The organism is Cohnella candidum (assembly GCF_003713065.1).
Taxonomy (GTDB): domain Bacteria; phylum Bacillota; class Bacilli; order Paenibacillales; family Paenibacillaceae; genus Cohnella; species Cohnella candidum.
In genome coordinates this window covers 4,977,495-5,002,515 of record NZ_CP033433.1, presented here as the reverse complement: position 1 = coordinate 5,002,515, position 25,021 = coordinate 4,977,495, and the positions used below count along the sequence as shown (strand labels likewise).

The window sequence follows — 25,021 nt, the reverse complement described above, 5'->3', positions numbered from 1 at the left end:
GGCTGCCGCAGCAACCGTTACCCTCTACTCGATCAGCCTTTCACGCTGCCCGCGGTTAAGCCTTCGATGATTTGTTTTTGCAGGACCGCGTAAATGATCATAACCGGAACCACGCTGTACACGATCCCCGCGGACATTTGCGCATAGTTCGTATTATAGATATCGCGGAAACCGACCATCCCGACAGGCAGCGTTCTCAATTCATCCGTGGAGATGAAGAAATTCGCCATCAGGAACTCGTTCCAGTTTCCGATGAAGTTCACGATAAATACGGTGACCAACGCCGGTACGGTGATCGGCAAGATGATGCGCACGAAAATCCCCTTCGCGCTCAAACCGTCCATAACGGAGGCTTCTTCCAGCTCGCCCGGAAGCGAGCGCATAAACGCCGACAGGATAATAACGGTGAAAGGAATAGCCCCGGCGGTGTAGGGGATGATCAGCGCCAAATGCGTCCCCAATATGCCCGCGTCTTTCAACATGATGAAGATGGGCAGCAATAAAGCATTACCCGGAATCAGCATGCCGATGAGGATGAATTGGTACATTCCTTTGCTCGTTTTCCAGTAACGCATCCGCGTGATCGCAAACGAGGCCATGGAGGCAAGGATGACGGAAACGATCGAGCATAGCGTTGCGATATACAGGCTATTGAAAAAGTAAACGCTGATTTTAGCATTCACCCAGGCTTCGTAATAATTTTCGATATGGAAGGTCGAAGGGATACCGAACGGATTGCTCGCGATCTCCTGATTATCCGACTTTACGGACGAGAAAAGGACGAACAGGAACGGATACAGGATGATGATCAAATAGACCCACAAGATGATATGGCCGATGCTTTTCTTCGCCGCTCTCAACGTCGTCGTCATTCGTATTCGATCCTTTCGCTTCTTCTGGCAATCAGCCATTGGTACAACACGGTAAGTATGAGCGTGAATACGAAAATTAAGACCGCGATCGCGTTGCCGTAGCCGTATTTCACATTCGTGATCCCGTATTTAATCAGGTAGGTCGCCATGACGTCCGTGGCTCCGCCGGGACCTCCCTTGGTCATGACGATGACGATATCGGCCGCTTTCATCGCGCCGGCGATGGAGAGCATGATAACCACGGATATGATCGGCATGATGAGCGGTACCGTCACCTTGGTCGCCCGTTGAAAACCGTTCGCCCCGTCGATCACGGCGGCTTCGTCGATTTCTTTCGGAATCGACAATATCGCAGCAAGGACCATCACCACGTACCATCCGGTCCACTGCCAGGCATTCGTAATCAAGATAGAGAACATGGCCCATTTGGGTTCCGATAACCACATGACCGGCTGCATGCCCAGTTTCGTCAGGATGATATTGAGCAACCCGATATCCGGTTCGTAGATGAAGCTCCACAAAATGCCGATCACCGCGGTCGCCATGACGGATGGGATAAAAACGACCGTTTTATACAAGCCCTGAAGCTTCTTTACGTTGCTGATCAACAGAGAGAAAAAGATAATGATCGGTACTTGCACGAAAACCGAGAACAAAATGAAATAGCCGTTGTTTTTAACGGAATTCCAAAATTTATCGTCCGTGAGCGCTCTGTCGAAGTTCTTGATTCCATTGAACTGCGCGGCCCCGATGCCGTTCCATTTGGTGAATCCTTTTTCGAAGGCATCGATCATCGGATATATGAAAAACAGGACATACAGCAATAAGACGGGCAACAGGAACAATACATAGGTCCAGGGCTTCCTTAACGCCTTGTTCATCTTAACCTCCGGGTCGGTCAGACATGATTCTCTTGGTCGTCTTTATAGAAAAGCACCACCCACTCTTAGGCGGGTGGTACTTTTCCTCCATTCTGCGATTTAATTATCCGAATCTTCGTTTGCCGTTTCCTGGACCTTTTGGACGCTGTCCAGCATCGCTTTCGCCGTCGTTTTCCCGCCGATCAATTTTTGGATGCCTTCGCTGATCGCCGTATTCACGTCAGGTTGGACCAAGGAATCGAATGCCGGGAACGCGCCGCCTGCTCTGTTGCCTACCGCGATGATGACTTTCACGAGATCGGAGACTTTCGCTTTCGCCAATTTCGCGCTGTCGATTTTCATGGAAGGCAGGACGCCGTCGGCTTCCAGCCCGCGAATTTGCATTTCGTCGTTGTACATGTTTTTGATGAAGGATTTCACTACAGCCAATTGTTTCGGATCCTTAGCGACTTTGGCCGAGAATCCGTAGCCGTTGGAGAAGCCGCCGTTGACCCAAGTTTGGTCGCCTTTGCCCTTCGTGGCTTTAGGCATCGGGAAGTAGCCGACTTTGTTCGTCATTTTACCGGCTTGCTTCGGATCCGCGAATACGCTGGATGCCCAGGAACCGTCGTACATCATGATCGCTTCGCCGCGAATGAGCTGGTTGCGCTGTTCGGCATAATCCAGACCGAGTTCGCCTTTCTTGAAGTAGCCTTTCTTCACCCAATCCGCGTATTTGTTGAACGCAGCTACCATCTCGGGGCTGTTCCATTTCGTTTTACCGGTTGCGAATCCGGAGGTGATCGTCGGACCGGCATAACGGGCCCACAAGGTATTGGCGGTCATGAGCGGTACCCACGCTGCTTTGGAAGCTTGCGCGAAAGGCGTTTTGCCGTCTTTCTTGATTTTGGCGGCCAATTGATCCAGCTCATCCAGCGTTTTCGGAATCGTCAGTCCTTTGGCCGTGAAATAATCCCGGTTGTAGAAATAACCTTCTTGGTAACCGCCGATCGGCAGCCCGTATACTTTGCCGTTCACCTTGAACTCATCCAAAGAAATGAATTTGCTCGTGAGGCCGAGTTCTTTCAGAATCGGGGTCAGATCGAGCAGCTTTCCTTCGGAGGCGTACAGTTGCGTGTCGGCTCCGCCGAACAGATCGAAAATGGGCGGTGCGGAGTCGGTAGCCATTTCGGACCGCAATTTCTCTTTGCGGTTAACGTCCGAGTCCACGCCGTCCAATTTAAATTCAACGCCGGAAACGTCTTTCTGCACTTTCTTCAATACATCGGTAAGGATGTTGAGACGTTGTTGTTTCGCCTCTCCCAATTGCGTGTGTCTTACAACCATGGTAACGCTTTTTGTTGCTGCTCCCGCTGAGGTTACGGCCATCGTGGCCACAAGAACCAAGCTGAGCACTACCAGGAGAAGACTTTTCTTCATGTGCGGGGAACCTCCCATAGAATTAGAAATTTCTCATCTACTTCATTTTAGGGAGATTAGCAAATTCCGGTAAGTGCTTAATCCAATCATGCAGGGATAAGATTGTCTAATGCCCAAAAAAAAGAAAAAAAGCCAAGACCGAGGTCTTGGCTTAATGGAGGAACGATTACTTTTAATATACGGTAACGGAGCTTCCGTCGGTCGTCGTTTCCGTGGTGACGGAGTACAGTCCGACGGCGTTTTTCACGTTGATCTGGAAGTTCATCGCGGCTTTCGGATCGGTGGGGTCGATCGTGTAAGTCGCCGCGTTCTTCCATGTGTGGTCCGCTTGCTCCGTGGACGTGAAGCTTGCGGGGTTGCCGCCGTTGATTTTGAAGTTGCCGAGTTTCGAAACTTGTTGCTTCGTCGTGAACGTCAACGTAACGACATCGCCGACGGTTGCTTTGGAAGGATCAGCGTTGTTCGAAGCAAGGGATACGCTGCTGATTTCAGGCTTTTTAAAAACCGTAACCGTGCTTCCGTCGCTCGTGGCTTCCGTCGTGACGGAGTAAATGCCGGCATCGTTCTTCACGTTGATTTGGAAGTTTACGACGCCTTCCGAATCGGAATCTTCGAGCACATAGGTGGCCGTATTCGTCCATGCGCTGCCCGAACCTTCGGACACGAACGTCGTCGGGTTGCTTCCGTTGATTTTAAAGTTGCCCAGCTTGGACACATGTTCCGTTGTCGTGAACTTTAGCGTCACCGTGTCGCCGACTTTGGCGCGTCCGGCGTTCTCATTGCTGGATTCGATATGGACGCCGCTGATGGCTACGGGTGCCGGCGTGTTTTCTTTGACGACAACCTCGATGGCTTTAAGTAGATTGGAACCCATAACGGCGCCCATTTCACGGTTGGCCGTCGTTTTCGGATCGAACGTACCGTCCGGGTAGCCGGCGATCAACTGATATTTCTGAGCGACGCCAATGGAAGCCTGGAACCAAGTCGCGATTTTGCCGCCGTCCTTGAAGTTGACCGCAGCGTTCGCGTCGTCGAGCTTCCCTTCGGTTTTGAGCGCATTGACCAGAATCGCCGCGGCCATTTCCCTCGTTACCGGTTCATTCGGAGCGAACTTGTTGTTGCCTACGCCGTTCACGATACCTGCCTTATAGGCGGCTTCGACGTACTTAACGGCCCACGCCGCTTTGACGTCCGTAAAAGAAGAAGTCGTCGCGTCGGCTGGCAGACCCAATGCATTCACGATGATCGTTACGAATTGGGCGCGAGTGAGGGAGCCTTTCGGGTCAAAGCGGCCCTCGTTGTCGACGCCGGACAAGATCCCTTTGCCGTGCAATTCTTCAATCGCCGATTTCGCGTAGGATTTGTCGATATCGATGAACGAGCTCGATTTCGCAGTGATGGCCGTATCCGCGAAAACCGCCGGAACCGCCGACACCGAAACGACCGTTGCCAGTAACGCACTTGCCAAAGCTTTTTTCATCTAGCTGCCTTCCTCCTGCTGTCTATCATGTTGTTATAACGACGGTATAAATTATCCGATCCATCAATGGTGAATTCAACCGTTATATACTGGGAGTGTACCCATTACACTTGCCAACGCGTCTATCGATTGCCCGCCCCAACGGAAAAATGGTATAATTAGGAACGATTTCTAAAACATTTTAGTTGGGTGGTAGAATAATGAGCGCAGGCGATAAAATCACGTTAACGGTGGAGACTACGGTAAATGCACCGGTTGAAAAAGTATGGGAGTATTGGACGGAACCCCAGCATATCACGCAATGGTCTTTCGCTTCGGATGATTGGCATGCCCCGTCCGCCGAGAATGATTTGAGAGCAGGCGGCAAATTCTCAACCCGAATGGAAGCCAAGGACGGCAGCTTCGGATTCGATTTCGGCGGCATCTATGACGAAGTCAGAACCCACGAATGGATTGCTTACACGCTCGGCGATGACAGAAAAGTGACGATCTCATTCCTTCCTGTCGACAACGGCACGAGGGTCGTGGAGACTTTCGAAGCGGAATCCTCCCATTCGATCGAGCAGCAGCAAGCGGGATGGCAGGCGTTCATGGACAACTTCAAGAAATATAGCGAGCAGCCGAAATAAATAAAAGCAAAATGGATAGAGGCTTCAGAAAAGATCTGAGCTCTATCCATTTCTTTTTATTTTCTACAGCAACAATTTGCGCGGTTTTCATCATATAGTGACGTTGTTTTTATTCGGCTTAGCCCATACCAAATGAACCATATTCATGAAATGTCGCTCTGCCTTGATAATATGGATACCGGATTTCTGAAAGAGGTGCTCCATATCGCGATTCTGATGACAGCCGACCACCTTTAAGAACAAAGGATCAACTGCCTTCTGAATAGAACGAATGAGCCCATTCGAACTCGTCCCGTGCTCCATCAGAAGAATTTGCCCATCTGCTTTGGTCCACTTATTGAATTTGTTCAACATGGCAATCGGGTCTTTGTAGCCGCAAAGCGTCAGCGTAGAAACAATCGTATCGAAGCTGCCCTCGGGAAAATCGCACGATTCGATATCGGACAGCACGAACTCCGCTCGCACGCCTAACTCGGATGCCGCTTCCTTCGCGCTGCTGAGCATCTCCTTGCTGAAATCGACTGCCGTTACGATAACATCTTTCGGGTAATACGGGAAATTGCCACCCGCCCCGACGCCGACCTCGAGAACCATTCCCTTCGCGCCGCAAATCAATCGTTCCCGCCATTCATTTTGCGTAAGCTGCTTCCTTCTCCTCTCATACGCTTTCGCTTGTTTGTCGAACTTCCGGGCCAAATTTTCCTTATTCATTCAAATACCCCTTTTCGTAAGCGACGCGAACAGCTCAATGTACTCCGTCCTGTTGAAGCGCTGCAATCACATCGGCGACCAACCGATCGGCGCCAGCAATAAATCCATCCGAGTAATGGGACACGCCCAATCGCACCACAACCAGATGCTGGGATGGCACGATCACAACAAACTGCCCCATATGGCCCAAGGCAAAAAACGCGTCACGCGGCACATGGTGCATCCCCCAGGGGAGACCATACGGAGCCTTGCCGCTCGTCTCCTGATTTATCCAAAACCCGGCTCCATAGCCGGTGTTTAGCGTTTGGGAGGACGAGTATTTCACCCACCCTTTCGGCAGGATGCGGTCAATGCCAACCATGCCGTCGTTCAGGTACAAAAGCCCCAAATGAGCCCAATCACGCGCAGAGGCTAACATTGAGTTTGCACCGTTCGGCGTGCCGGTCGCATCGAACTCCAACGTCACGTGCTTCATGCCAATTGGCCCGAACAGCTCACGCTGCGCGAAATCTTTTACATCCGGGCCCCGACCGCCGACGGCGTCGCGGATAATACGCGAGAGAAGTATATAGTTGCCATCGGTGTAGGCCCATCGGGTTCCGGGCACTGTAGTTAACTTCGCCTCCTCTGCGAAGCCTGCCATGTCGCGCTCCAGATATATCAATCGCGACGCAGGATCGAAGCCCGAGCTAGTTTGTTTGAGAGCAAGGCCGCTAGTCTGCCGTAACAGGTCATCTAGCGTGATCTTGTGACGAGGGTCCTGCTCATTTTGCCAAGCTGCAATGGGTGCGGGTTGGCCGATGTCCAGCTTTCCCTGCCGGACCAGAATGCCTATCAGCGCATTGGTGATTGATTTTGTAGCCGAGAATCCCAATAAAGGCGTGTTCACGCCAATGCCAGGCGCATACCGCTCGGCAACGATTTTGCCATCTTTGACAACGACTATTGCTTTGGTTCGGATGTGCGGCTGATTCTTTGGCTCTGTAAAAGCGCGGTCAACCGCCGTGCGCAGAAGCTCGTTACTCGTCTCGGCCACCCCGGGCCCCGCGATCTCAGGAGCTAGTGAATCAGGTGGGCGAACGGGGGAATTGAGCTTAGCATCCGCAGCCAGATTGACGTCCTCGGGCTTTTGGACCAATAAGCATCCCATCTCTTCACCGTACACCGCTTGGGTTTTATATAGGCCTGCGATCGTCGTTGTTACTTCACGTTTTTCACGATCAACGTTGAAGTGAATCAAATGGCTAACGAGTCCGATTGCCCCTTCCGGCTTCACCCTCTCGTCGTAAACCTGCTCGGGGTCAAGGCCCGAGACAAACGTTTCGGAACAGATTTGATGACTTGTAAAGCCAGAGGCAACCATTAACGGCTGATAAAGCACAAACCCTGCGCTCACGAATAGCGTTAAAACGGCTGCCAGCAACGTAAATCTGCGTTTTCTTTTACTTCTAAAAAGTATCACCCATGGGTGAACTTTGCGGAATTTCATTTCGCGATCGACTCCTCGTACGCGGAAGTATACAGCGTATACATGGTATTATAAGTATACAGTGTATACACGTCAACTTTCTTGTTATAATAATTTTGTTATACTGTTTCATTCGGAGGCGTCGAACTATGGTCCACAATAACAATGATCAAATACCTGAAGGTAACCATAAACGGAAAGGCTCTGCTCGCCTTAGTCGAGAGTCCATCGTGGGGCTGGCATTGAATATCGCGGATACGGAAGGAATCGACGCGGTGAGTTTTAGGCGCTTAGCCCACGATTTCGGCGTAACACCCATGGCCATCTATCGGCATGTACGCAATAAGGACGACCTTTTAGACGCTATGACCGAACATATGCTGGCTTCTTTCGATACCTCGGCAATAAAAGAGGTGGATTGGCGGGAACAGGTGAGGGGATTGCTTTACGCTTTACGTCAGGTATTGCTCGACCATCCCTCGGGCGGAAACTTGCTGTCCAGGCGGTCTCTGCCTTCAACGAACAGGCTCAAGATTTTCGATACTTCGCTTGGCATCCTCCGCAACGCTGGCTTCGAGCCTCAAGAAGCATTCTTTACTTTTGAACATTTGCTAACTCAAGTGGTGTCGCTGGTTGTGACGGGAAATGGTTATGTACAAGGGTCGGAAGAAGAACGCCAGGTGTGGGGGGCTAAATTGCTGAAGTTCTATGGAGGCCTTCCACAGCAACAATATCCATGGCTCGTAGAAGCTGCCCCGAATATTGCGGCTCGCGTCGATACGGATCTTCACTTCAAGTTCGGTACGGATCTCCTGTTGGCAGGATTAGAGACAATGGCGGCGTCCAAACGATCGAAAAAGCTATGAGGAAACAACCGCAAGTTAAACAGTGTTTTCAAAAAAATGAGCAATACAGAGAGCTTTCCCCTCTACATTGCCCATCTAATTCGATTATGACCACTTGCTGAGACAAAAGCGCCGGTCCACGGTACTGTAGTTCGATTTTGCCCACTTACGGTGGGGGGCCATCCCGAATTGCGTCACACCTTAAAACGGTAACCCGCTCCCCAGATCGTATCGATGTATTGCGAGTTGGAGGGATCGTGCTCGATTTTCTCACGGATCTTGCGGATGTGGACGGTCACGGTGGCGATGTCGCCGAGCGAGTCCATGCCCCACAGCTGCTCGAACAGCTGGTCCTTGCTGAAGACCCGGTTCGGGTTCGAAGCCAGGTAGGTCAGCAAGTCGAACTCCTTCGTCGTGAAAGCGACCTCCTTGTCGTTCACGAATACGCGGCGGGACGCCTTATCGATCCGCAAGCCGCGGATCCGGATCTCCTCGCTCTTCTGGCCGGCGCCCGACAAGCGCTCGTACCGGGAGAGATGGGCGTTCACGCGCGCCATCAGCTCGCTTGGGCTGAACGGCTTCACCACGTAGTCGTCCGCGCCGAGGCCGAGCCCCCGGATTTTATCGATATCCTCTTTCTTCGCCGACACCATCAGGATCGGGATGTCCAGCTGGCTTCGCAGCGTGCGGCAAATCTCGAACCCGTCGACGACGGGCAGCATCAAGTCGAGCAAGATGAGGTCGAATTTCTCCTCCAACGCCCGCTTCATTCCCCGGTCTCCGCTCGTCTCGATATGCGGCTCGTATTGGTGAATGGCCAGATAATCGCGAACGAGCTCCGCCATGCTGGTATCGTCTTCGATGATCAAGATGCGTTTCATGCCGACTGCCTCCCGTCCGTTCGTCTAAGCGAAATCATGATGACCGTGCCGATGCCCGGCTCGCTGGCCGCATGGATCGTGCCGCCGTGCTCTTCGATGATGTGCCGCGCGATGGCGAGCCCCAGGCCGCTTCCGCCCGTATCGACGTTACGCGCAGGATCCGCGCGGTAGAACCGATCGAAAATATACGGCAGCGCTTCCGGCGCGATCCCCTGGCCGTTATCCTTGACCACGATCCGGTAGTTGTCCCCGTCTTCCCGCATGTCGATCCACACTCTTCCGTCTTCCTTATCCATATACTTCACGGCGTTCTCGATGACGTTGACGAATACGCGCTTGAGCTTCTCCCGATCCGCGATCACGTTCGCGGGATGCGGGAGCAGCGGAGATTCATAGGCCAGCTTGACGCCGCGTTTCTCCACGTCGAGCTGCATCTCCTCGGTGCAATCCTGCAGGAAGGAATCCAAATTCACTTCTTCAAAATGGAACGGCAGCCGCTTCAGGTCCAGCTTGGAAAACAGGAACAGCTCGTCGATCAGGCGGTCCATCTGCACGGTTTTCTTATGGATCGTCTGAATGTACCGGTCGAGCTTCTCGGGGGTGTCCGTCACCCCGTCCATGATGCCTTCCACGTAAGCCCGGATGGCGGCTACCGGAGATTTCAAATCGTGGGAAATGTTCGAGATCAGATCCTTGCGGTTATCCTCGTATTGAAGCTGCACGTCGATCGAGCCCTTGAGCTTGATCCTCATTTCTTCGAACGCGACGGCCAGCTCTCCGATCTCATCCCTTGATTCGGGACGGATCTGGTAGGCAAGGTTGCCTTCCTTCATTTCTCCCGCGGCGCGTTTCAACGAACGAAGCGGCCGGATGATGCTGCGGGACACGTAAAAGGTGAGAATCCCATTCACCACGACGAGAATCACGAGCAGCGAGATCAAGAACATCTTCGCGAACTTCGCCGCGAACCAATTCAGGAAGTTCACGTTCAGAAATATATAGTAGGAGCCCTTCGAGCCGTCCTTGAACGTGACGTCGTATTGCCGATCCAGCATCCAGCCGGAACGGAAATCGTGTTCGGTTTGAGGCTGCCCGTAAGCGGGCAAATGCTCGGCGACGTCCGTCCCGTCGATATTGGGAGAGGAGTAATACACTTGGTCCCCCAAACGGACGATCAGCCCCATGTTGATCCGCTGAAGCTTGTCGCTGTACCCCTGCATCTGCGTGCGGTCCCTCAGGGAATCGGGATCGTTCGCGGCCCGCAAACGGATGTCCGCCGCGATGTCCGCTTCTTCCCCGATGATGGCCGCGATCGGGTTTTTGTTCTTGGTGTCCAGCTTGAATACCGAATCGAGATCCCCGAGCACCGTCGAGACGATGACCGCGAACGAGATGGCCAGCAAGACGAGCGGGATGATCAACATGGCCAGGTAAGAGAGCAAAAGCCGAATCCGGATCGACATCGGGAGATTCTCCTAAACTTCTTTTTTATCGAAAACGTAATAACCGGACGTATAAAACAATATACCGCAACCGAGCAGAAAGCTGAATACGGTCATGATTTTGCTTATGGACACGATGCTTCCGATCCAATAGGCATGCCAATCGGTGTAAGCGGTGGGCGAAAACACGGCCAGAGACGGGAAGAAGAAAGCGAGCAGTTTGGCCGCGGCGTACAGAAGGATGCAAATCGCCAGCGTGCCGCTCGCGTTTTTGAAAAACTGCGCGATGAAGACGGCTGCCGTGCACAGCGCGAACATCGGCACGGCCGCAACCGCGTAAGCGAGAGCGGCTTCCGCGACGGCTCCCCCTGCTCCGGCGGATGCCGGCAGGAAGAAGGAAGCGATGGCGGAGCCCAGCAAGCCGAGCAGCAGCGCGGCCGCGATGAGGGCAAACAAAGCGAGCAGCTTGCCCGTGAACACCTTCAGCCGGCTTACCGGACGAAGCAGCACGGAGCGGATCGTTTTATCGCCGACCTCTCCTGAAAACATATCGGAAGCCGACATGAACATCATGAGGGGAAGCACGAAAACGGTGAGCACGTTCAAGACGGAAATCGCGTAATGGTCACCCGAGACGCCGGTGACGCCCAGTCCGCTCTGCAGCCGAATGACGGCAAACAGTCCCAGGAACGGGAGCACGGCGGGCAGCAGCAGGAAAAACGCCGTTTTTTTCCTCGACAGCAGTTTGACGATTTCGTTAATGGTAATGGACTTCAGCAGGCTCATGGCGGCCGGCCTCCCTTTCCGCGCGGATTTGCTGTACGAAATAACTTTCGAGAGACTGCCCGGAGCCGTGAACGAGCTCACCCATCCCGCCTTCGCGAATCAATCGGCCGTTATGGAGAATGCCGACGCGGTTGCAGATCATCTCCATCTCGGAGATGAGATGGCTGGACAAGAAGAACGTGACCTGCTCTTCCTTCGCCAGCCGCGCGATCAACTCGCGGATTTCGACCATCCCTTCGATGTCCAGGCCGTTGGTCGGTTCGTCAAGAATAAGCAGCTTCGGTTTGGACAGGATGGCGGACGCGATACCGAGCCTCTGCTTCATGCCGAGCGAATAGTGGCCGACCTTCTCCTTCTTGTGAGCGGCGAGGCCCACCAGCTCCAGCGCTTCGTCGATCCTCGAATTCGGCAGCCCCGGATACAGCCTGGCAGCCTGCTCGAGATTGCGGTACGCGCTCATATATTCGAACGCTTCGGCCTTCTCGATGAGCACCCCTACCTGCTTCATGGCATCCTCGTACCGTTCCCCGGGATCGTAACCGAACAGCCGGACGGAGCCCCTGTCGGCCTTGGCGAGACCGGCCGCGATTTTCATGACGGTCGTTTTGCCGGCGCCGTTGGGCCCGAAGAACCCGTAAACGTCCCCTTCGTTGACCCGAAGCGAAACGTCGGCGATGCCCCGGTTATTTTTGTAGGTTTTGGTGAGGCCTTGTATTTCCAGAACGGTATCCCCGTACATGATTGTTCCCTCCTCGATGGGAAGAGAGCGGCGGTGAAGCCGCTCCCTCGTATTCGGATTAATGTTCAAAATCGGCGAATTCGATTTTTTGGACTTTCTTGCCCGTCAGGTTGACGGAATCCGGCGTTGTGGTGCCGAGATCGGACGTGTCGATATCCGCGCGGATGACCACGTTATGCGATTGGCCGGAAGCGTCCTTGCCGGAAATTTTGAAGCCGATCGTTTGGCTGTTGATGTGTTGGTCGCCATCGATGTCCGCATGCAGCGACACTTCGTCGATGTTCACGTCCTGCGTCAATTCCGGGAATTCGGCGGTAATTTGCGCGACGTCAAGCCCCAGCGCCTGGCTGCCCATCGGGCGGTGAGCCATCTTGCTCTGCATGTCTTTTCCGCTCATTTCCTTGATCAGCAGCGATCCGATCACATTGGCGGCGGAAGGGATGCGCGAGCCGGTCAGCTTCATGTCGATCGAATGCTGCCCGTCCTCGGAACCGCTAAGTACGACTTCGTTCTTCAGGTTGCCGACGAGCGCGTCTACGACGTTTTCCATTTCCTTGCTGAGCTGCGGATTGTCCTTGAACCGGTCGGCATGCTTCATTTCGCGTTTGCCGGATTCGTTCGTCACGAAATACGTATCGCTGTTGCCGGCTTTCAGGACCGATTGGCCGTCCTGGTTGTAGAATTCGAAGTTTTGCGAAGTTCCTCCGGATTGGATCGCGGCTTTGCCGCTGACGTCCTTGCCGTCTTCTTTCACCGTCGTCGTGACGTTCAGCAAGGATTTGCCGTTATCCTGCAAGGCGAGCGCGATCCGCTGCGTTGCGCTGGAGGTGGCTGCCGTTTGCTTCAAAGCGTCCTTGTAAGCTTCATAGCCGCGCGCTCCTCCAATGTCCGCGAAAGCGGAAGTGACGAGCAGCGCGCTTCCGAGCGTCAAGCCTGCTCCCAGCATCAAAACCTTTTTCTTCATATCGATGACCTCCAAGGCGTTTAATCGACGCATCTCTGCGTCACATTCCCTATAGTAGACTCCACTTCTAAACTGCCGAGAAAAGAAAATTAACGCGGGCTAATCAAATTATTAATAAAATCTAAACTTTAGCGGAGGCGTCCATGTGGTAAAATTCATTATCCGAATGCTAGACAGGTGAGGCCCCCCATGACAGAACATTTGACGCGCCAAGAGAGCAAATGGGCCGGACGAGTCTGGTTTTCCTACTGGTGCATTATCGGCGTCCATTTCCTGGCGCAGCTGATGTCGTTTCTATTCCTTCCCTATGAAGCTTCCGCTTTGGAATTCTATTCGATCATCCTGATCGGGCCGACGCTCGCCATGAGCGCGGCCTTGTTCGCCGCATGGATCGTGCGGCGCCTCGTGCCGCGATTGTCCATCTATTCGCTGCTCATCGCCGGAAGCCTGATCTCCGTGACGCTGGTCCGGCTGAATACGGATATCCGCATCATTTCCGCGCTCCTGCTGTTGCCGATTTTGGCTTCCGTCATTTTTTATCGAATTCGGCTCACGCTCTTCGCCTCATTCCTTCAATTCGCCGCTTTTATCCTGTTGTGCCTCCGCTACCCCGTTTACCGAAACTACCTTTCCGATTTCGACCTGGTCGCCACCCCGTGCTTCCTCGCCATGTGCACCTGGGTCGCCATCGTCATCATGATCCGGGGACGGGAACTGCGGGAAGAGCTCTACGTGACCTTGAAAGCGAAACAAGAGCTGATGGCGCAATACGCGGCCATGCGGCGGCAATCCCAGATCGATGCGCTGACCGGATTGTACAACCAGGCATCCTTCCATGAGCATTTCGAACTCGCTTGGGAGTATGGCAGACAGCACCCGGAAAGCGGGTTTTATTTGGCTCTGATAGATATCGATAACTTCAAATCGGTGAACGACACCTACGGTCATCGCGCCGGGGACGCGATTTTGTCGCGGGTCTCCGGCTTGATCCGGGAGCTTGTCCCGGAGAACGCCATCGCGTCGCGTTACGGCGGCGAAGAATTCGCGATCCTGCTTTTGGGTGCGCGTTACGAAGAGGCGGTCGGCACGATGGAAGCGATCCGGGAACGCGCGGCCGGCATTCGCCATGAGGATTTGGGCGGACAAGCCGTCACGCTCAGTGCCGGACTGGCCGCTTACGAACCTGCGATCGGCAAGGAAGAGTTGTTCGAACGGGCGGATGCCCGCCTCTATCAAGCCAAACGCTCCGGTAAAAACAAACTGGTCACCGCCACGTGAGCGGCAACCTCGTCATCCATGCCACGATTCTATCCCCTTATTAGGGGATTTTCCTCTTTCTGGGCCTCGAATCTTCCTTCACAATAAGAATAACGATGCTATGAACCTCTCTATTAACCTCTTAAAATTCCATACCGCTGCCGAATGCCGTAAGATTCGTCCATCCGCCGTCGTTCCCTTTCGCGATTTTCGTTAAAGGAGGTGATGCCGATTCGTCATGAAACGGTTTTTTTGCCGTTCGGATTTCATTACGCATGAGGAGAGGTGGAATGAAGAATGACGACCCTCGCAGTTCGCTTCCGCAAGACGAACCTGCTCGTAATGGTTGCCGCACTCCTGCTGTCCCTCATTCCCGGCCTGCTTGCCCCCGCCAAGGCGGAAGCCGCCGCGCCTTACAAGATCATCGGCTATTATCCCGCCTGGGGCGCCTACGGCCGAAACTATCAAGTGTATGACATCGATCCTACCAAAGTAACTCATATCAACTACGCATTCGCCGACATTTGCTGGAACGGCTCGCACGGCAATCCGGACCCGACCGGTCCTAACCCGGCTACATGGAGCTGCCAAGACGAAAACGGCGTGATCAACGTGCCCAACGGGTCCATCGTCATGGGCGATCCTTGGATCGACGCGCAGAAGAGCAACCCCGGAGACGTGTGGAGCGATCCGCTCAAAGGCAACTTCAAACAGCTGATCAAGCTGAAACAAATCAACCCGAACCTGAAAACGATTATCTCGGTCGGCGGCTGGAGCTGGTCCAACCGGTTCTCGGACGTCGCGGCCAGCGCGGATACGAGGGACAATTTCGCCAATTCGGCGGTCAACTTCCTCCGCAAATACCAATTCGACGGCGTCGACCTCGACTGGGAGTATCCGGTCGGAGGCGGACTCGCGGGCAACAGCTACAGGGCGGCCGACAAGCAGAACTACACGCTGCTGCTTCAAGCGATCCGCGCCAAGCTGGATGCGGCGGGAACGGCGGACGGCAAGCATTACTTGCTGACGATCGCTTCGGGAGCAAGCCCGACGTACGCCCAGAACACGGAGCTGGCGAATATCGCCGCCATCGTCGACTGGATCAACATCATGACGTACGACTTCAATGGCGGCTGGCAGACGGTGAGCGCCCATAACTCGCCGCTGTACTATGACCCCGCCGCCGCGGCCGCCGGCGTTCCGAACGCTTCCACGTTCAACACGGACGCCGGCGTCACGGGGCATCTGAACGCGGGCGTTCTCGCGAGCAAACTCGTCATGGGCGTGCCTTTTTACGGGCGCGGCTGGACGGGATGCAACACGACGGGCAACGGGCAGTACCAAAGCTGCACCGGTCCTTCCACGGGGACCTGGGAGGCCGGCGTGCTGGATTACTCGGACATCGAGAACAACTACGTGAACAAAAACGGCTACACCCGCTACTGGAACGCCACCGCAAGGGTGCCGTACCTCTACAATCCGTCTAACAAAACGTATATCAGCTACGACGACGTTCAATCCATCGGCGAGAAAACGTCGTACATCAAGACGAAAAACCTGGCCGGCGCGATGTTCTGGGAATTCAGCGGCGACCGCAACAAGACGCTGCTCAATAAGCTCGCGACAGACCTGCCAACGACGGGCGCAGGCGACACGACGCCGCCCAGCGCGCCGACGAACCTGACGTCGCCGTCCAAGACGTCCTCCAGCGTATCCCTCAGCTGGACCGCGTCTACGGATAACGTCGGCGTCACCGGCTACACCGTTTCCTATGGCTCAAGCAGCGTGAACGTCACCGGCACCTCCGCGACGATCTCTGGACTGGCCGCAAACACGTCGTACACGTTCACGGTCAGCGCGAAAGACGCGGCGGGCAACGTCTCCGCCGCCAGCAACGCGCTCACCGTGACCACGAGCCCGGCTTCGACGGACACGACGCCGCCCAGCGCGCCGACGAACTTGACGTCGCCGTCCAAGACGTCCTCCAGCGTCTCCCTCAGTTGGACCGCGTCCACGGATAACGTCGGCGTCACCGGCTACACCGTGTCCTACGGCTCGACGAACGTGAACGTCACCGGCACTTCCGCGACGATCACCGGGCTGGCCGCGAACACATCTTACACGTTCACCGTCAAGGCGAGGGATGCTGCAGGCAACGTCTCCGCCGCCAGCAACGCGCTCACCGTGACGACGAGCCCGCCGCCGACGGACACGACGCCGCCCAGCGCGCCGACGAACCTGACGTCGCCGTCCAAGACGTCCTCGAGCGTCTCCCTGAGCTGGACCGCGTCCACGGATAACGTCGGCGTCACCGGTTACACCGTGTCCTACGGCTCGACGAACGTGAACGTCACCGGAACCTCCGCGACGATCACCGGGTTGGCCGCGAACACGTCTTACACGTTCACCGTCAAGGCGAGGGATGCCGCAGGCAACGTCTCCGCCGCCAGCAACGCGCTTACGGTCACGACGAGCCAATCCGGCATCCCCGCCTGGGCGCCGAACACCTGGTACAACGTGAACGACTTGGTCACGTACGGCGGCATCACGTACTATTGCATTCAGGCGCACACCTCCCAGACGGGTTGGGAGCCGCCGAACGTTCCCGCGCTGTGGGGACCTAAGTAATCGAGGGTACGATATGCGGAAAAGGCAGCGAGCTTTGGGCTCGCTGCCTTTTTGCGTGGTAATGTGCGCGCGCGAACAAGCTCGCCCCACCACCGTCACCCCAATTTGATCCCCGTCTCATTCCCATCGACCCGCGCAGTTCGGTTTTGCACACTTAATTTAGTATTTTCGGCGGGAGGCACACTCCAGTTCGAAATCGCACACTTAGAAGCGCATTTCGGAGGGCCGGTGCTGAAAAAGAGCCTGCAAGCAGGCAAAATCGAACTACAGGGAAACTCGGGCCGAAACTTCGTCTCCAAGCAGGCAAAATCGAACTACAGCACTTTTTCACACAATTACGGATTGACCTATTATTCTGATGGACTCCTCAAGTATGACGTGCGGGAAGAAGACGGCTCCATCGTGCTCTATCTCGATAAACCGCCGGAACGAGTCGCGAGAAAAACCTTTCATTGCATTTTGTAAATTTTTACTTGACGTGCCGTAAAACACAAACTATATTTTAATTCATACTATTCCGGTAGGTTAATAACTATTTTAGTCCGGCAAGTATCAAACTCAGTTGAAAGCGGTGTTCAGGATGGCAAAAAAATCTCTGCTTGTACTTCTCGTTCTCGTGTTTACGGTAATCGCGGCAGCTTGCGGTAAATCGAACGACGACAAATCCGGCGAAAGCAGCGCGGCTGCCTCCAGCTCGGCCAGCAGCAGCCCGAACGAAAGCGCGAGCGCCAGCCCCACCGGTTCCGAACCGGCTAAATTGAAGCTCGGCGTTATGGCCGGAGCGGAAGAAGAAATCTGGAAAGTGGCCAAAGAAGTTGCCGCTAAAGATAATCTGGATTTGGAGCTTGTCGTATTTAACGATTACGTTCAGCCGAACAAAGTGCTGGAAGACGGCCAACTTGACGCCAACGCTTTCCAACACGTGCCTTACCTCGACGAATTCAACAAAACGAACGGCACGCACATCGTGAAGCTGGCGGATACGATCAACTATCCGATTGGCGTCTACTCCAAATCCATCAAGGATCTGGCGGAACTGAAAGACGGCGATACGCTCGGTTTGCCGAATGACCCGACCAACGGCGCCCGCGCGCTCATCCTGTTCCAAAGCGCCGGCTTGATTAAGCTGAAAGACGGAGTCGGCATTACGGCCACGGTCCGCGACATCGCGGAAAACCCGAAAAACCTGAAATTCAAAGAACTGGATGCGGCCTTTATCCCGAAAGCGCTCGGCGACCTGACGGCAGCGGTCATCAACACCAACTACGCGATCGACAACGGTCTTTCCCCCAGCAAAGACGCGATCTACCGCGAGCCTAAAGATTCCCCGTGGGTGAATATCATCGCGGTTCGCGAAGGCGAGCAGGACAAGCCGGTATTCCAGCGCTTGGTCAAAGCTTTCCAATCCGAAGAAGTGAAAAAATTCGTAACGGAAAAATACGGCGACTCGATGGTTCCTGCTTGGTAATTCAACCACGCTGAACATGTGCAGGTCTCTCCCTCGGGGACGGACCTGCCTTTCCTATTTTCATCGAGACATGAAAGGGCGTGCCGCATGATTCATCTAGAGAACGTAACGAAAGTCTTTCATCAACATAAACAAAAAATCGAAGCCGTCAAAAAAGTCACGCTGCAGGTGGGCAAAGGCGAAATTTTTGGCATTATCGGTTACAGCGGCGCGGGAAAGAGCACCCTGATCCGTTGCATCAACTTCCTGGAACGGCCGACCGAAGGAACCGTCCGGATCAACGGGGTCGATCTGGCCGGGTTGAACGAAGCCCAGCTCCGGCAAACGCGGCGTAAAATCGGCATGATTTTTCAAAACTTCAATTTGCTCTCTTCCAATACGGTGTTTGACAACGTGGCCGCGCCTCTGCGGCTGGTGAATGCCCCGAAAAAGGAAATCACCAGAAAGGTCCATGAACTGTTGGAGCTGGTCGGACTGAAGGATAAGGAATCCGTTTACCCTTCCCAGCTTTCCGGCGGCCAAAAGCAACGCGTCGCGATCGCGCGGGCATTGGCCAGCGATCCGGAAATCTTGTTGTGCGACGAAGCGACGTCGGCGCTTGACCCGCAAACCACCGAGTCCATTCTCGAACTGCTGCTCGAAATCAACCGCAAATACAATCTCACGATCGTATTGATCACCCATGAGATGCATGTCATCAAGAAAATTTGCGACCGCGTCGCGGTCATGGAAAACGGAGAAGTCGTCGAAGAAGGCAAAGTGCTGGACGTATTTTCGAATCCGAAGCAGACGATTACCCGAAACTTCATCAAGACCATTTTCGACGTGAACTTACCCGAGTCTCTGCTCAAGAAAATCAAAGAGCGGAACAGTTCCGGAAAACTATTGCGGATATCGTTCGTCGGCGAGCACGTCGCGGAGCCGATCTGGGCGGATTTGGCCACCCGGTTCTCGCTGCGCCCCAATATTCTGTACGGCAACATCACGCAAATCAAGGATACGACTTACGGAACCCTCGTCGTTCGAGTAACGGGCGAAGCGGAGGCCATTCAGGCAGGCATGGATTACTTGTCCAAACAAGAGCTGCAGATTGAGGTGATTGACCATGCTGGCTGACTTTTTCGGCATCTTCGGGGAATTCTGGGACTTATACGTGCAATCGATGAAAGAGACAGGCATCATGGTCGGTTACGCCTTGCTCGTTTCCGCGGTGATCGGATTGTTTCTCGGCGTTGTGCTCGTCGTCACCCGGCCTGGGCATATCTATCAAAATACGTTGATTTATCAAATTTTGAACGTGGTCATTAATATTTTGCGCTCGCTGCCGTTCATCATTTTGATGGTCGCCATCATCCCTTTCACGAAATCCATTGTCGGCACGACGATCGGGGTGAAAGGCGCCATCGTGCCGCTGGTCGTCTATACGGCCCCTTACCTTGCACGGTTGATGGAATCGGCCCTTCTTGAGGTCGATCGCGGCGTCATCGAGGCGTTTCAAGCCATGGGAGCGACCCGAAGGCAAATCATTACGCGCGTAATTCTACGGGAAGCGAGACCCGGCCTCATACTCGGATTAACGATCGGAACCATCAGCCTGGTCGGCGCTTCCGCGATGGCCGGGGTGGTCGGGGCCGGCGGTCTGGGCGACGTCGCCATTCGGTACGGTTATCAGCGCTGGGAACCGAACGTCATGATCACCTGCGTGATCTTGCTCATCCTTTCCGTTCAACTCGTCCAGTCGATCGGCACCGTGATTGCCAAAAAGTTGCGTAAACGTTAACGAAGAAGGCGGTGCCGGGGATTAACCGGTACCGCCTTGTGCCTTATTCGAGATCTTTAATAAAACAGATAATCCGGTTGGCTTCTTTGAATCCGACGCCGAGATGAAATTGATAGCTCGTATGGTTGTCATACTCGATGTCCGAGCCGATTTGTTTACAGCCTTTGCTTTTCATCCATTCCTCGCTCTTCTGCAGAAGCGCTTTAGAAATCCCCTGCCGTCTGTACTCCGGTTTAACGTATATCCCTTCTACATAACCGACAGGGCTCGTTACCGAACCTTCTACATAGTCGAATCTGATGCACAGGTGGATGAATGCCACGGGCAGATCGTCTGCCAAATAGAGATAAACCTTATCTTTGTCCGATTGCAGAAACTCGAAGAATTCATTTCGGAGTTCGTCATAATCACTGTCCGGCCAGAGGTCCAGCGCCATATCCGTTAATGGCCCAAGATACCGTTCGCTTGATTCTTCAATCCGCCTCAGGATCAACCCTCATAACCCCTTCCGTGCTCCTTAATAAGCATGAATACGAAAATCATGCCGATTGGTTTCTGCAGAACATGGCACAAAAGTGGAAAATGAAAAAACCGCCGGAGTCGTTGTAAACCCTCCGGCGGTCTGTATGCTCTTAAATCAAATCGGCTTTCTGAAGAAGACGCTGCACGATAACGGCTACTTCCGCTCGCGTGATAGAGTCGAGAGGCGCAAGCCGGTGATTTGCTCTTCCTGAAACGATGCCTGCCTGCAAGCAATCCGCCAAGCCGTCGACAGCCCAAGCAGAAGCGAGCGTTGCGTCGCTATAGGCTTCGAGAGAGGCCTTCGCTTGCTCTTTTGATCCACTTACGCGGAGCCCGGCCAGCTTCATCGCTTTGCTAATCACGGTCATCGCTTCCTCGCGTGTGATCTTGCGGTTCGGCTGAAAGGAGCCGTCTTTAAACCCGCTGATCAGGTCGTACGACTTCGCTGTATGAATGGCTTCGCCGTACCAGTCCGATGCCTTTACGTCGGAGAAGGAAGTTCCCTTTTCCAGCTTCAATCCGAGAGCACGAACCAGGATAGCCGCGAATTCCGCACGGGTAATCGCTTGATCCGGCGCAAACGTCTGATCAGAGATGCCTTTAATGACCATACGGGAACCCATGTCGTTCACGGCATCTTTCGACCAATGGGCAGCTACGTCTTGGAATTCGATCGGATGCCAGACGACGGAGTAGGTACTGTTGGTCAAACTGCTCACTTTGGCGTAGTATTTGCCGTCTTCTACAACGATCTTCGTCGGCACGTGACGGACCGTTCCATCCGGCTCAATGACGATCCCGGTCGTGATCCGCTGCGGGTCGACTCCGTCCGGGATGGCGATCATCCGTTCCACGTATGCGATAAACTTGGAAACCTCCACCGTCTTTCCCCCGTAGGTTCCGCGGACAGTGAAGTCGAGCGGAGGAGCCACGATCGTAAACTGTCCGGCTGCAGCGGTTGACTCCACCAGCTTGACGGTATTGCTTGGAGGGGAAGCGATCTCGATTTGGACCTTAATATCTTGCAACTGCAGGTTCTGCCCCAATTGATCAGACACCGCGTTAATATTGATTTGCTGAGCAGGAAGCGTGTAGGCGGCGTTCCCGGTCTTGATCTCCACCACGGCTTCCTTCTGCTCCATGTTCTTGATCATTTGGCCGTTGAGCTCGCCGACGACGACGTCGGAATCCGCCGATTTGATCGGAATGGTAATCACGGCTTTCCGTCCCTCGGCTGCGAGCTTCTCATCGAGCTTATTCTGATCGACGCTGACGGTTGTTACAGTCCGATTGTTCACGACGGACGTCGTCGCGGTGCCCGCTTTCTCGATTTTGCCGTTCACGAGAACTTCTACCGCTGTTGTCTGCTGCAAGTTCCCCGACTCCGATTGTGCAGGCGGGTTGGCTCGTGAAACCGTAATCGTATACGTGTTGCTGGTTTGGCCGTCTTCGGCCGTGACCACCACCTGAATCGTGTTATCCCCACCGTTCAAGGGGATTGGATTCGACGCATGGCCGCTTGATACCGTCTGGCCGGCTACCTTCACCGTCGCGTGATCCTCCGACACCGTCGGGGTCACCGTGATGTTGGCCACATTACTTCCTACGTTCGTTCGATAGGTACTTGTTCCAGATACAAACACAGGGTTCAACGTCCCTGCGCTTATCGTCATATCGCTGAGCGTCGCATCGTTCGATATTAGGGAAGCAAGAGGCATTGCCCCATCCACATTGGATATCCCCATCCGGTCGCCCCCGGTCACCACTAAGCGAAAATGATACATATCCCCGTTCGTAAGCCCGGTCACCCATGCGCTCGTCGTCGAGGAATCGATCGTGCCCGTTGTGGCAGCCTGCGTCCATGTTACCTCATCCGTAGATTGTTCGATCCGAACGCTTGTCGACCGCGCAGCTGCACTGAAGGTCAACTTCACTTTTCCGTTACCTGCAGCGGCAGTCAGATCGTTTATCGGATTAGGCTTGATCAATTGAAGCGTTCCCGGGCCCAGACTCTGGAAGGAGACATCTCCGGATTCGCCGTTTTGCCAAGTCGTCATCACCAAAATGTATGTTTTTCCCGCATCCAAATGCAGCATCGGAATGTACGACTTTGCACGATCGGGCTGATTGCCGTAGATGCCGAACCCAAGCATGTCGTCATTGCCGGCAATCAGGTTGGTTAAAGGGCTGGAAGCGTCAAATTGATCCTTGTAAACAAATACGACCGAGTCACTGCGATCGATGGCCGCGTCCTTCACCCAGAACATATAATCACCGCTAGTATCCGGGATGACATTATAGTAAAAATAGTTAAAATCATCGCTTGAAACGGAAGTCATCGATTCGGCGTCGTATACGCCGGTCGGCGTTGCGGTATCCGGAAACTCGGGGCGCTTAAACACGTGTTCGGTCGTGAGTGTTCCACTGAACGGCGTCGAGCGCAATCCATCGCCCTCGGGGGTACGGATTTCTATCCAACCGCTGGCTACGGTCAACCCTTGATAATATCCATTGTTAGGAGTTACCTCTAATCTAAGGTATTTACCGACGTCACCCGCTGTCGGTGTGTAAGTCAGATATACAGCGTCCGTAACTGCTTGTTTACCGTCGCCGCTGGGATTATTCGCTCGATACCATTGATAGGTAGAAGCATTACCCTTCCGAACTTTGTTCGTGTAATAATCGTAGTTCCCGATCAGAAAATAATCTTTATAGGGATACGCCTTCGCTATAGTTACATTGGTAGCCTCGGGAAGATTTACGGTCACAATGCTACTCGCCGTAAAACTCCCATCCGTAGTGGTTACGGTAATCGTTGCGGATCCTGAGCCTATTGCGGTTACCACGCCATTGGCGCCCACGGTGGCTACATTGGAATCAGAGCTGCTCCAGCTCAAGCTCTTATCGGTCGCATTCTCAGGACTGACGGTCGCGCTCAGCGCAGCTGTTGTTCCGCTCGCAAGGTAAAGTTTTTTCTGATCCAAACTAACCCCCGTGACAGCATAAACGGCATCCGTCACGGATGTAAGGCTCTCAGATGGTAGGGATCCGTCGTCTGGCGTATCGGCTGAGGCAACCGGTATCCGCAAGCTTGTGAGTGCTAACGCTAGAATGAATAATGCGGTTAATATTTTCTTGATCGTCTTCATTGTCGACACCTCTGCTGTTATTGAATATCTCAACACGACACGCTAATTGTGCCGGGTTTGATTCGGAAATAGGGCGGATCGGCACTAGAACTCGTAAAGCAGTGAGAAGACATGTCTCCCGGCTTCTTCGAGAAAGCCGCTTGTGAAATTTACGCGATCGGGATTGAGCCCGGCTCTGTTAGGGGGAACGCAGAGATGCTTACTTAAGGGCCAAGTGGCAGGCTGGTCACCGCAGTTAGCGATGCAGGTTCCTGCATGCACGGTTGGGAGAGTGGGCGGCATGAAACTGAAAAATAGGAGGAATGCAGCGAACAGCGAAATCGAGGCTTTTTCAATCCGGGGGTAAAAACCAAATGAATGACCCTCCAATGTCTTAGATGACCATAGCCTTAGTTGATCGTCGGGTAACTTGTGGGACTTGCGATGATAGCGTATTTCAAATGGCTTAATTAAAATACAACCAACTAACTATAGAAGATACGACTGAACAATTTCTGAACATCCGTTAAACGATTCGCAACATTTTCTTAAGCGATTAGATGTGGTTACAGCAAAAGCCTGCCGGCGAACCGGCAGGCTCTTCTTACTAATCAGAACAGTCCATTTTCATTGGGAGAATCCGCAGGGATGGGCTGCGCTTCTGCCCAAGCTTGTCGAATCAACTCCGCCACTTCATCCGCGCGAGCTTCCTCTGCCGTCTTTATTTTGACGTGACGCATACGCCGACCTGTGCCTTGTAAAAGTTTCTGAGGGTCGGAAAGATTCGCCCCAAAATAAAATTCCAATCGCACGTAGTTCTTGTGAGCCGTGATGTAGCAGATCCACCTGTTCGACGCTTCATGCAATTTATAATTGATGGCGTCATGATACACAAACTCATGTGCACCCGGCATGTTGGCCTTGGCAATCTCCCGTAACGTTTCAATGACTTCCCGAATCGGGTCCATCTTAACCCCCTGTGCGGATATACATAAGTCCATTCTAAACGAAAAAAGCGGCTGCCGCGCAGCCGCTTGAAACATTGTTATGAATCGCGCCTCTCCAAGTGGCGGAGCAATTCCTCCCGCAACGCGGCATACTCCCGATGCTGGCGCAGCTCC

At 53.8% G+C, this 25,021-nt stretch carries 22 protein-coding genes; 8 read left to right on the top strand and 14 right to left on the bottom strand.

All coding sequences use genetic code 11. The annotated features are described in order from the left end of the window. Positions 1-32: 32 nt before the first annotated feature. The 4 genes from EAV92_RS23185 to EAV92_RS23170 form a co-directional block, all read right to left on the bottom strand. Entirely contained in the window at positions 33-872 is an 840-nt protein-coding gene (locus EAV92_RS23185) for a carbohydrate ABC transporter permease (protein ID WP_241158367.1), read from the bottom strand. Continuing rightward, entirely contained in the window at positions 869-1,753 is an 885-nt protein-coding gene (locus EAV92_RS23180) for a carbohydrate ABC transporter permease (RefSeq protein WP_123043275.1), read from the bottom strand. Before EAV92_RS23180 ends, EAV92_RS23185 begins: the two co-directional genes overlap by 4 nt. A gap of 99 nt (positions 1,754-1,852) precedes the next feature. After that, entirely contained in the window at positions 1,853-3,172 is a 1,320-nt protein-coding gene (locus EAV92_RS23175; protein WP_123043274.1) for an extracellular solute-binding protein, read from the bottom strand. 172 nt (positions 3,173-3,344) lie between these two features. Next, the gene (locus EAV92_RS23170; protein WP_123043273.1) at positions 3,345-4,652 is read right to left on the bottom strand and encodes an S-layer homology domain-containing protein; all 1,308 of its coding nucleotides are present in this window, start codon (positions 4,650-4,652) and stop codon (positions 3,345-3,347) included. A 200-nt stretch (positions 4,653-4,852) separates the two neighbouring features. On the opposite strand from EAV92_RS23170, the gene EAV92_RS23165 reads away from it, so the two are divergent. Continuing rightward, positions 4,853-5,281, top strand: a complete 429-nt coding sequence (locus EAV92_RS23165; RefSeq protein WP_123043272.1) for an SRPBCC family protein — start codon at positions 4,853-4,855, stop codon at positions 5,279-5,281. A gap of 90 nt (positions 5,282-5,371) precedes the next feature. Here the strand turns inward: EAV92_RS23165 and EAV92_RS23160 are convergent, their stop codons facing one another. Together EAV92_RS23160 and EAV92_RS23155 are read right to left on the bottom strand one after the other, a co-directional pair. After that, positions 5,372-5,992 carry a class I SAM-dependent methyltransferase gene (locus tag EAV92_RS23160; protein WP_123043271.1) on the bottom strand — a complete coding sequence of 207 codons (621 nt, stop codon included), beginning with the start codon at positions 5,990-5,992 and terminating at the stop codon, positions 5,372-5,374. A gap of 34 nt (positions 5,993-6,026) precedes the next feature. Then, positions 6,027-7,481, bottom strand: a complete 1,455-nt coding sequence (locus EAV92_RS23155) for a serine hydrolase domain-containing protein (protein ID WP_123043270.1) — start codon at positions 7,479-7,481, stop codon at positions 6,027-6,029. A 128-nt stretch (positions 7,482-7,609) separates the two neighbouring features. On the opposite strand from EAV92_RS23155, the gene EAV92_RS23150 reads away from it, so the two are divergent. Then, the gene (locus tag EAV92_RS23150; RefSeq protein ID WP_164472909.1) at positions 7,610-8,326 is read left to right on the top strand and encodes a TetR/AcrR family transcriptional regulator C-terminal domain-containing protein; all 717 of its coding nucleotides are present in this window, start codon (positions 7,610-7,612) and stop codon (positions 8,324-8,326) included. A gap of 173 nt (positions 8,327-8,499) precedes the next feature. Here EAV92_RS23150 and EAV92_RS23145 read toward each other — a convergent pair whose 3' ends face one another. The 5 genes from EAV92_RS23145 to EAV92_RS23125 are packed head-to-tail and all read right to left on the bottom strand — an operon-like array spanning position 8,500 to position 13,117. Then, positions 8,500-9,186 carry a response regulator transcription factor gene (locus tag EAV92_RS23145; RefSeq protein ID WP_123043269.1) on the bottom strand — a complete coding sequence of 229 codons (687 nt, stop codon included), beginning with the start codon at positions 9,184-9,186 and terminating at the stop codon, positions 8,500-8,502. Continuing rightward, a complete protein-coding gene (locus tag EAV92_RS23140; RefSeq protein ID WP_123043268.1) occupies positions 9,183-10,649 on the bottom strand; it encodes a sensor histidine kinase in 1,467 nt (488 codons plus the stop codon). Before EAV92_RS23140 ends, EAV92_RS23145 begins: the two co-directional genes overlap by 4 nt. A 12-nt stretch (positions 10,650-10,661) precedes the next feature. Next, complete coding sequence (locus EAV92_RS23135; RefSeq protein ID WP_123043267.1) at positions 10,662-11,414, bottom strand: ABC transporter permease; 753 nt, start codon at positions 11,412-11,414, stop codon at positions 10,662-10,664. Next, complete coding sequence (locus EAV92_RS23130) at positions 11,386-12,153, bottom strand: ABC transporter ATP-binding protein (RefSeq protein WP_123043266.1); 768 nt, start codon at positions 12,151-12,153, stop codon at positions 11,386-11,388. The genes EAV92_RS23135 and EAV92_RS23130 overlap by 29 nt, the downstream gene beginning before the upstream one ends. A gap of 58 nt (positions 12,154-12,211) precedes the next feature. Then, a complete protein-coding gene (locus EAV92_RS23125; protein WP_123043265.1) occupies positions 12,212-13,117 on the bottom strand; it encodes a hypothetical protein in 906 nt (301 codons plus the stop codon). Positions 13,118-13,306: 189 nt separating this feature from the next. Between EAV92_RS23125 and EAV92_RS23120 the strand changes: the two genes are divergently transcribed. The 6 genes from EAV92_RS23120 (at position 13,307) to EAV92_RS23095 (ending at position 20,250) form a co-directional block, all read left to right on the top strand. Further along, a complete protein-coding gene (locus tag EAV92_RS23120) occupies positions 13,307-14,395 on the top strand; it encodes a GGDEF domain-containing protein (protein ID WP_123043264.1) in 1,089 nt (362 codons plus the stop codon). A gap of 276 nt (positions 14,396-14,671) precedes the next feature. Continuing rightward, complete coding sequence (locus tag EAV92_RS23115) at positions 14,672-17,002, top strand: glycosyl hydrolase family 18 protein (RefSeq protein WP_123043263.1); 2,331 nt, start codon at positions 14,672-14,674, stop codon at positions 17,000-17,002. Positions 17,003-17,230: 228 nt separating this feature from the next. Next, on the top strand, positions 17,231-17,467 hold the full coding sequence (locus tag EAV92_RS23110; RefSeq protein ID WP_123043262.1) for a hypothetical protein: 237 nt from the start codon (positions 17,231-17,233) through the stop codon (positions 17,465-17,467). Positions 17,468-17,582: 115 nt separating this feature from the next. After that, positions 17,583-18,470 carry a MetQ/NlpA family ABC transporter substrate-binding protein gene (locus EAV92_RS23105; protein WP_123043261.1) on the top strand — a complete coding sequence of 296 codons (888 nt, stop codon included), beginning with the start codon at positions 17,583-17,585 and terminating at the stop codon, positions 18,468-18,470. Positions 18,471-18,557: 87 nt separating this feature from the next. Beyond that, the gene (locus EAV92_RS23100; RefSeq protein ID WP_123043260.1) at positions 18,558-19,586 is read left to right on the top strand and encodes a methionine ABC transporter ATP-binding protein; all 1,029 of its coding nucleotides are present in this window, start codon (positions 18,558-18,560) and stop codon (positions 19,584-19,586) included. Further along, positions 19,576-20,250, top strand: a complete 675-nt coding sequence (locus EAV92_RS23095; protein ID WP_123043259.1) for a methionine ABC transporter permease — start codon at positions 19,576-19,578, stop codon at positions 20,248-20,250. Before EAV92_RS23100 ends, EAV92_RS23095 begins: the two co-directional genes overlap by 11 nt. A gap of 43 nt (positions 20,251-20,293) precedes the next feature. Here EAV92_RS23095 and aac(6') read toward each other — a convergent pair whose 3' ends face one another. The 3 genes from aac(6') to EAV92_RS23080 form a co-directional block, all read right to left on the bottom strand. Continuing rightward, a complete protein-coding gene (gene aac(6'), locus EAV92_RS23090; RefSeq protein ID WP_206424261.1) occupies positions 20,294-20,743 on the bottom strand; it encodes an aminoglycoside 6'-N-acetyltransferase in 450 nt (149 codons plus the stop codon). Positions 20,744-20,882: 139 nt separating this feature from the next. Further along, positions 20,883-23,921: an S-layer homology domain-containing protein gene (locus tag EAV92_RS23085; RefSeq protein ID WP_123043258.1), complete on the bottom strand. Its 3,039-nt coding sequence runs from the start codon at positions 23,919-23,921 to the stop codon at positions 20,883-20,885. 590 nt (positions 23,922-24,511) lie between these two features. Beyond that, positions 24,512-24,868 (bottom strand): DUF1801 domain-containing protein, encoded by a 357-nt coding sequence (locus EAV92_RS23080; protein ID WP_164472908.1) that lies wholly within the window; start codon positions 24,866-24,868, stop codon positions 24,512-24,514. Between the last annotated feature and the right edge of the window lie 153 nt (positions 24,869-25,021).